This is a genomic window from Brucella haematophila (assembly GCF_005938105.1).
Lineage (GTDB): Bacteria > Pseudomonadota > Alphaproteobacteria > Rhizobiales > Rhizobiaceae > Brucella > Brucella haematophila.
In genome coordinates, this window is sequence record NZ_VCPE01000040.1 from 1 (window position 1) to 7505 (window position 7505).

A 7505-nucleotide genomic window follows, 5' to 3' on the forward strand; every position below is an offset into this window, starting at 1 on the left:
GAAACTTGACCGTGAATAAAAACCCGAACATTAATTAAAAGGCGGGTCAATTCTCGGTGGAAAAACCGGGTCACTTCTCAGCGGCAATCAACAGTTTCTTTAAGCAGAGTTGCCAAAAAGCAACGCTTCACTCCACCTAGTCTTGTGGTGAAAGTCGTTGATGGACCAACCCATTCCATTTAGTGGGGCGTAGCACCCTGATTGCCAGTCAAGAATGCACGTTCGTCCAATTCGGACGACTGGAATGAGGCCTGAAGCGGTCGGTCCGGTTTCGGAGGTTGCAGTAGATCTAGCTGCCTTGTGTTACTGCATTAACTCAGGGTGGAAAGCCAGTGGTGAAAGGCATTAACTTCATATCGAGGCAGGGCTTTTGGCGATGCGACGACATAGTAGGCCCATTTGACGGGCCAGCGAATGTCGGGCATGAGGTGGACGAGACGACCGCTGTCAATCTCCTGAGCTACCAGAGCCTTACGCACCAACGCTATCCCGCGGGCTGCGACCGCCGCATTGATGACCGCAGCCGTGGAGTTGATCTTCAATCCACGGTCGTCGGGAACATGGTTCGCGCCCGCACGTGTCAGCCATTCGCTCCAATTCGGAAAGTCCCCACCCGGATGCGGCGTGCCGTCGTGGATGAGTGTCTGTTCCGCGATCCAGCCTGCGGTCACCTCCCTCCCCTCGGGCAGTAGCCTGTTGTGGCAGACAGCAATGATTTCCTCGCCCATGAGGTACTTGGACTTTACTCCCTTCCAGTCGCCCAACCCATATTGGATGCCGATGTCCGCCTCACCCTGAGCCAGATCGATCACTCGATCAGAAACGTCCAGCCGAACGTCGACATTCGGCCATTTCGCCGAGAAGTCTTCCAGGCGAGCAAGAAGCCAGATCGCGACCAGAGCCTGGGACGCCGTCACGACGACAACCGACCGCGCAGCTTGCGCAGACCGGATTCAAGGAGGTCAAGCCCTTGTGCGATATCGTCGAGGGCTTCTTTAACCTCATCGACAGGGGCCAAGCGCTCCAAGGGACGCCGCTTTCGGGTGCGCCAGCCCTGTGCGGCATGCAAATCTATGGCCTCGCACGGTCACCGTGTCGGGTGGCGATGTGGTCGGCGGCCCCGATGGCGGATTGCCGGTGCCGGTTGCTGTGTTCTCTACCTTGCCGGCATCGATGTCAGCCTGCACTGGCATATAGGTCGCCGTGAAGGTGAAACTCGCCCCCGGTGCCAACGTCTGCGGCCCTTGGTCGAGCGACACCCCGGCATTGGCCAGCAGTGGATCGTCGACCGTGACATTGGTCATGGTGACGTTGCCGGTGTTGGTGACCAGGAACGAATAGGTGATCGTCTCGCCCAGATCGATCAGGCCGTTGCCGTTCTGATCATTGAGCGTGCCGGTCTTGTCGAGCGTCAGCGCAGGCGTCTGTGCCGGCGGCACGGTCACCGTGTCGGGTGGCGATGTGGTCGGCGGCCCCGATGGCGGATTGCCGGTGCCGGTTGCTGTGTTCTCTACCTTGGCCCCTGAACATTAAAGGGGCACAGATATACGGCAGGCGGATCATGGGGAGAACGGAATTACGCGGAAGCCGTTTTCGTCGAGTGTCGGTTTTTCTTCCCAGAGGTAATCGCCGGTCAGGTTCACATGCTCCCATGTGAGCGGTGACAAGCTAGCCAGCAGATGATCCGGGATTGTCTGGCCCGCATTGCGCAGGGCATCGACGACGCGGCCGGTGTAGATTGTGTTCCAATGAATAATTGCAGTGACAACCAGGTTGAGCGCGGAAGCCCGGATCGAAAGGTTTCCCTGACTGCGATCGCGGAAACGACCGAGACGATGAAGATTGACGGCTCGCACGAGACTGTTCCGACTTTCGCCCTTGTTCAATTCAGCGGTAGTTGTCTTACGCAATTGCTCGTCGTTGATCCAGTCGAGGGTGAAGAGGGTTCGTTCAATCCGGCCCATCTGGCGCAACGCCTGGGCAAGGCCGCTTTGCCTCGTTGTCGCCGACAATCGCTTCAGCATGAGCGAGGCGCTGACGGTGCGCGTACGCAGCGAGGTCATAAGGCGCAAAATATCGTCCCAATGCGCCCTGATCAGATCGGTATCTATCCGACCACCCATAACATTATGCAGAATTCCATATTGCTTGGCCGGTTCGAAGCCATAGAGACATCGCCCATCGAGATCGGGAATGCGCGGCACGAATGCGAAGCCGAGTGCATGACAGAGGGCGAATACAAGATCGCTGACGCCGCCCCCATCAACGTGGTGACGGACGATATTAAGACCAGCTTCAGTTTCCAGCAATGCGTCAAGCACGTGAACGGCTTCACTAGCCGTTGCGGCTATGATTTTTGTATGAAAGGGCGCGTAGCGAACAGAGATCGCGGTGTAGAGTTTGATAATCGGATTGTTTCCATACCTGCCATTGACGCCGCCTGCGACTTCGCCACCGTCGCCAAGATGGATATGTTGTCCGTCCGATGAGGAAATTGTGTGCGAGCCGAATACTGTTGAGAACGGGGCAGAGTGTTGAGCCTCAACCAGTTTGGCGAGCGCCAGCGCGAATGTCTCTTCGCGAAAATGCCAGATTGCCATCTGCTGTAGCTGGCGGCGCGTGATGCCGGGACAGGCATGCGCCATCTTCGAGAAGCCAAGATTTGTGGCTTCGGCGATCAGCGCCGCATAAAACACCCGCAGATCGGAAGGTGACCGACCGGTCTGGAGGTGCTCGAACAAGGAACTGAAGCCCGTCATCCGGTCGATATCGGCCACAAGGTCCGTCAACCGTATGGGCGGCATGGTTGTTGCCACCCGCCTTGCGAACGCGATTGCGGCTTCGGTTTCCGAAGTTCTGACCGCTGGGACCCGCAATCCTTTTGCGCCGATGCGAGTATCGCCCCGACTATTTTCCAGGCGACCTGCCGCCTCCTGCAGATGCGCCAACTACTTCAAATCATGCGTATATGATCCCGAGTAAAGTGGACGCGCTCTAGTGCGCGAAATTCCATCACGCCAAATAACTACGTGTGTTAATCTAATCACACAACCTATAATTTAATAAAGCATTAGTTTCAGCTAATTGATTAAATTGAAAAAAAAGAATACAAAGATGAGATACTTACCTAACAGGCGCGGGAAATTTTAAATGAAAAAACTATGGTTGGCCAGCACGGCAATTATCAGTGCAAGCCTTTTCACGTCTGCAGCTTGGTCCGCACCATGTGCATCAAATTCCAATGGCACTTTCACATCCAATAACGCTACCAATAATGGCGGGTGTTCGATTGCCTCGGTCGCAGCAACTATCGGAGACAATTCCATCTGGAACACGGGCTTTCTCCTGTACAGCCAGAACATCAACCGCACAATGACTATCGAGAACGATCTCACGACGACATTGAAGGGAAGCACGGGAATTTCTGTCTATGGCACTGCGCCGACGGCATTCTCCACATTCGACGCGAGCGGCAGGACCATTAACCTGACCATCGAGAACCTGACGGCCAACGCATCTTTGCCGATAGGCGACAATATCGCAAAGGCGGGTGTCGGCGTCAGCCATGGCGGAACCATGACGATAGGCAGTCTCAATCTTACGATGCTTAATCTGCCAAACGGGAACGACGGAAGCACGTTCGGCCTCGGCCAAAGGTTTGAACATTATGGCATTGTCGTTGGATCAACTGTAAATGCTGCGGAAACGTTGGCGTTCAACGGTTATCAGTCGAAAGCGATTTTCGACAATATGAACATTAAGATGCAGTCGACCAATAATGGATGGAATGTGTATCCTCTCCTAGCCGGCATAAGGGTTATTCAGGGCGCTGGAGGGAATTCCGGAAACGGGTCGGCTGGTTATGTCGAAGTCAAGAATGATCTGGCGATCGACATCAATGCGACATCCAATGACGCCATCGGAATTTATATTTCAGGTTCGGAGCATAACGGCGTTGTGCCAGAAGTTCACCTGAACAACAGCAATATCAAAATCAAAAGCACGTCCTCACGCGCCAATGCTATCCGGCTGGGCAAGACTGCGAGCATCGGTACCGGAGAAGGCAGGCTTTTTTCAACCGGCCATATGGAAATCGATACTCTTCAAGCGGCTAATGATGCAGCTATCGACATAATATGGCAAGGGGCTGTTTTGGATGCAAATGCTGATACATCCAGCACGACCATCAGCGCCGGCCGTGAGGCTATTACGATCAGTGGTAATGCTAGCCAAGCAACGGCTCAGACCGTGACGTCGTTCAACGATCTGGTTGCCACAACGGCCTCCACGACAGCGAACCTGATCAATGTGGCCAATAATCAAAACGATTACCGTCTCAACATACGTGGGGTAAACAGCGACCTAAAGGCCGCATCAGCTGGCTGGCTTTTGAATGTCAATGGCACCGTACAGTCTCCCAGTGCTGTTACATTCAATGTCTCCGATGGTAAAATCACCGGCTTGGTCAATAAAGCGGCACCTTCCACTCTTGAAATCACCGTACAAGATGGCGCTCAGTGGATAATGCAGGAGAAAGGTGGTGCAACGCCATCAACCACGGCAACATTCACGCAGTTGAATATTGCCAATGCTGCAATTCTGGATGCGACAGCAGGAGCGGGCGCACTGTCAGACTTCGTTCTACAGGGCAATGTATTGGCGGAAACAGCTGGTGAAATTCGTCTTTATGACGGCACGGCTGGTGATCGCCTGACAATAAACGGCTCTTATACCGGCAATGGTGGTTTGATTACATTCGATACGGCCCTTGGTGACGACAGTTCGACAACCGACATGCTTGTCATCACGGGTGACACTGCTGGCACGACAAATGTCGCTGTGACCAACGCCGGCGGCGAAGGTGCGCAGACGGTTGAAGGCATCAAGATTATTGAAGTTGGTGGCGCATCCAATGGTACATTCTCGCTGCAAGGCGATTATGTGCATGAAGGTGAAAATGCTGTTGTTGCTGGTGCCTATGCCTACAAGCTTTATCAGGGTGGTGTTGCCAGCCCGGCCGATGGTGACTGGTATCTGCGTTCACAGATCAAACCTGTTGATCCCGTTGATCCCGTTGATCCCGTTGATCCTGTTGATCCCGTTGATCCCGTTGATCCTGTTGATCCAACCAATCCTGTTGATCCAACTGATCCTGTTACGCTTCCTAGCGAACCACTCTATCAAGCAGGCGTTCCAACCTATGAGAGCTATGCACAATCGCTGCTTGGCTTGAATGGCGTCCCCACCTTGCAGCAGCGTGTCGGCAATCGCTTCTGGGCAAGCAATGGCAATCGAGTGATTGCACAAGGTGCCGATCCGGTGGGAACGCCCTATGCCGCACCTGAGGAAGCAGGAGTGGCAATCGAGGGCAATGGTGTCTGGGGTCGTATCGAAGGCGCGCATAACAGCATTGAGCCACGCTTCTCCACCTCTTCCACCGAATATGATCAGAACATCTTCAAGCTGCAGGCGGGTCTTGATGGCATGCTGGCAGAAATCGAAAGCGGTAAGCTGATCGGTGGCGTCACCGTGCATTATGCCCATGGCAAGACCAAGACGAAATCCGTGCATGGTGATGGTGAAATCTCCACCGACGGCTATGGCTTTGGCGGAACTCTGACATGGTATGGCGAAAACGGCTTCTACCTTGATGGTCAGGCACAACTGACATGGTACAGAAGCGATCTCAACTCAACACTTGCTAATAGCACCCTTGTCGATGGCAATGACGGCTTTGGCTATGCGTTGTCCATTGAAGGTGGCAAGCGCATTGCGATCGATCAGGCATGGTCGCTCACGCCACAGGCGCAGCTTTTCTATTCTAGCGTTGATTTCGATGACTTCGCCGATACATTCGGCTCACAGGTCAGCCTTGACCGTGGTGACAGTCTTCAAGGTCGTCTTGGTCTGACGCTTGATCATGAAAGCTCATGGCAGAATGCCAATGGCAAACTTGATCGTGCACATGTCTATGGCATTGCCAATCTCTATTACGAGTTCCTGGAAGGCACGAAGGTCGATGTTGCGGGCACAAGCTTTGCCAGCCGCAATGATCGTCTGTGGGGCGGGCTTGGAATTGGCGGTTCCTACAACTGGAACGACGACAAATATTCGATCTATGGCGAAGGTCTCGTCAACACCAGCCTCAACAATTTTGGTGACAGCTACTCCCTCAAGGGACAGGCTGGATTCCGAGTTAAGTGGTAACAGCCTAAAAAAGCCCGCCACGTCAATGACGGGGCGGGCTTAATGAAAATCATTCAGGGTGGAGACGTCGACTTTCGTCGCTCGTAATCTTCCCGCGCCTGCATGGTTGCCGTAAGGGCCGCTACTGCATTCAATATTCCGACCATGCTATCCTGCATGCGGTCCAATCTTGTCAGCGCATCATTCTGGAATTTGGCAGCGGTGGCGTCTGGCGATCATTGACCTTGGTAGATTGGTCAATCGCTGTCGTTGCCGTCTTCTCAATGCGATCAATGCGCGACACTTGAAACGCAATAGCATTCTGACTTGCCGTATCCTGCTTTTCAAAGCGACTGTCCAGCCAGTTTAGACCGAAATAAACAACCAGGCTGGCCAGAGGTAACGCCATCGCCATCGAAACACGAGCGACAGCCCGGAGAATGACACTGTCTGCAATCTTCTGAATGCGCTCGCCTGTCATGGTATTATCCTCCATCATCTCATTCCCCGCCAAGCCATCATAAATATCAGCACATCGATCTGCGCGCGCATTCTGTCGATCAAGCGCCTGCCGTTCGCGCTTCAGCACTGATCGAGCTTCGACCCCATCGATCAGCGGTGCATGATCCTCTTTTTTACGGCAATCATCCGGATATGCAGGCAATTGCCGTCCTGCCTGCGCCCTACCTGCCTGTTGCGCCGCATCCTGCAAAAGCCTGTCACTTGCGCAGGAACTCAATATCATCGCGATCAAGCAGGCAAATCCGCCCCGCATCAGCAAGCCGCTTTTCATAGTCGCTAATCTCCTGTTCCGTTTGTTCAATGCGTGCGGCTTCAGCTGCGCGGGCGTTGCGCAGCTGCACCTGATAGGCTTCGATAACGAGGGCATTGGCGCGTCTGATCAATTTGAGCTGATCGAGTTCAGCTTTCAGGGCCAGCGCCTGAAACTCCGGCACCTGCCCTTTTTTCGCCTGCCCCTCGAACGCGGCCCCGATATAAGGAATACCCTTCAGCACCGGGACACCGTTGTAATAGATGGATGCAAGCACGATCCCGATTGCAATGCCTGCAGTCACCTTAATGGCGTCGAGGATCTGGCTCATTTCAAGCCCGCCAGACAAAGTTCAAGCTCACCGATGCGTTGTGCGTCGCCCCGCTCGCGCCGCTTGCGCAAACCCTCCCCGACCTTGCCGCCAGCACGATTGAATGCCGTCATAGCGTTGCAGGGCACTGCCAAGTTGTTTGATCTAGTTGTTTCCGGTATCGATGAGGCATGAAATTACCGAGTTCTTTTCCCCGGTTGAAGGGATTTCGTTTTC

General features: G+C 54.0%; 6 protein-coding genes and 1 pseudogene. 1 reads left to right on the plus strand and 6 read right to left on the minus strand.

Annotation, left to right across the window (positions count from 1 at the left end; all coding sequences use genetic code 11):
- Positions 1-311: 311 nt before the first annotated feature.
- The 4 genes and pseudogenes from FGI60_RS25875 to FGI60_RS26615 form a co-directional block, all read right to left on the minus strand.
- Positions 312-917: a LysR substrate-binding domain-containing protein gene (locus FGI60_RS25875; RefSeq protein WP_235889942.1), complete on the minus strand. Its 606-nt coding sequence runs from the start codon at positions 915-917 to the stop codon at positions 312-314.
- Positions 918-1001: 84 nt separating this feature from the next.
- On the minus strand, positions 1002-1439 hold the full coding sequence (locus FGI60_RS25880) for a DUF7507 domain-containing protein (protein WP_171058860.1): 438 nt from the start codon (positions 1437-1439) through the stop codon (positions 1002-1004).
- Between the two features lie 120 nt (positions 1440-1559).
- A pseudogene (locus FGI60_RS25885) lies at positions 1560-2939 on the minus strand (Tn3 family transposase); the annotation flags it as partial.
- Between the two features lie 207 nt (positions 2940-3146).
- On the minus strand, positions 3147-3335 hold the full coding sequence (locus tag FGI60_RS26615) for a hypothetical protein (protein WP_235889943.1): 189 nt from the start codon (positions 3333-3335) through the stop codon (positions 3147-3149).
- 37 nt (positions 3336-3372) lie between these two features.
- Between FGI60_RS26615 and FGI60_RS26770 the strand changes: the two genes are divergently transcribed.
- Positions 3373-6207, plus strand: a complete 2835-nt coding sequence (locus FGI60_RS26770; RefSeq protein WP_235889944.1) for an autotransporter family protein — start codon at positions 3373-3375, stop codon at positions 6205-6207.
- 172 nt (positions 6208-6379) lie between these two features.
- Here FGI60_RS26770 and FGI60_RS26620 read toward each other — a convergent pair whose 3' ends face one another.
- Together FGI60_RS26620 and FGI60_RS25900 are read right to left on the minus strand one after the other, a co-directional pair.
- On the minus strand, positions 6380-6898 hold the full coding sequence (locus tag FGI60_RS26620; protein WP_235889945.1) for a hypothetical protein: 519 nt from the start codon (positions 6896-6898) through the stop codon (positions 6380-6382).
- A 7-nt stretch (positions 6899-6905) separates the two neighbouring features.
- A complete protein-coding gene (locus FGI60_RS25900) occupies positions 6906-7289 on the minus strand; it encodes a hypothetical protein (protein WP_024899690.1) in 384 nt (127 codons plus the stop codon).
- Between the last annotated feature and the right edge of the window lie 216 nt (positions 7290-7505).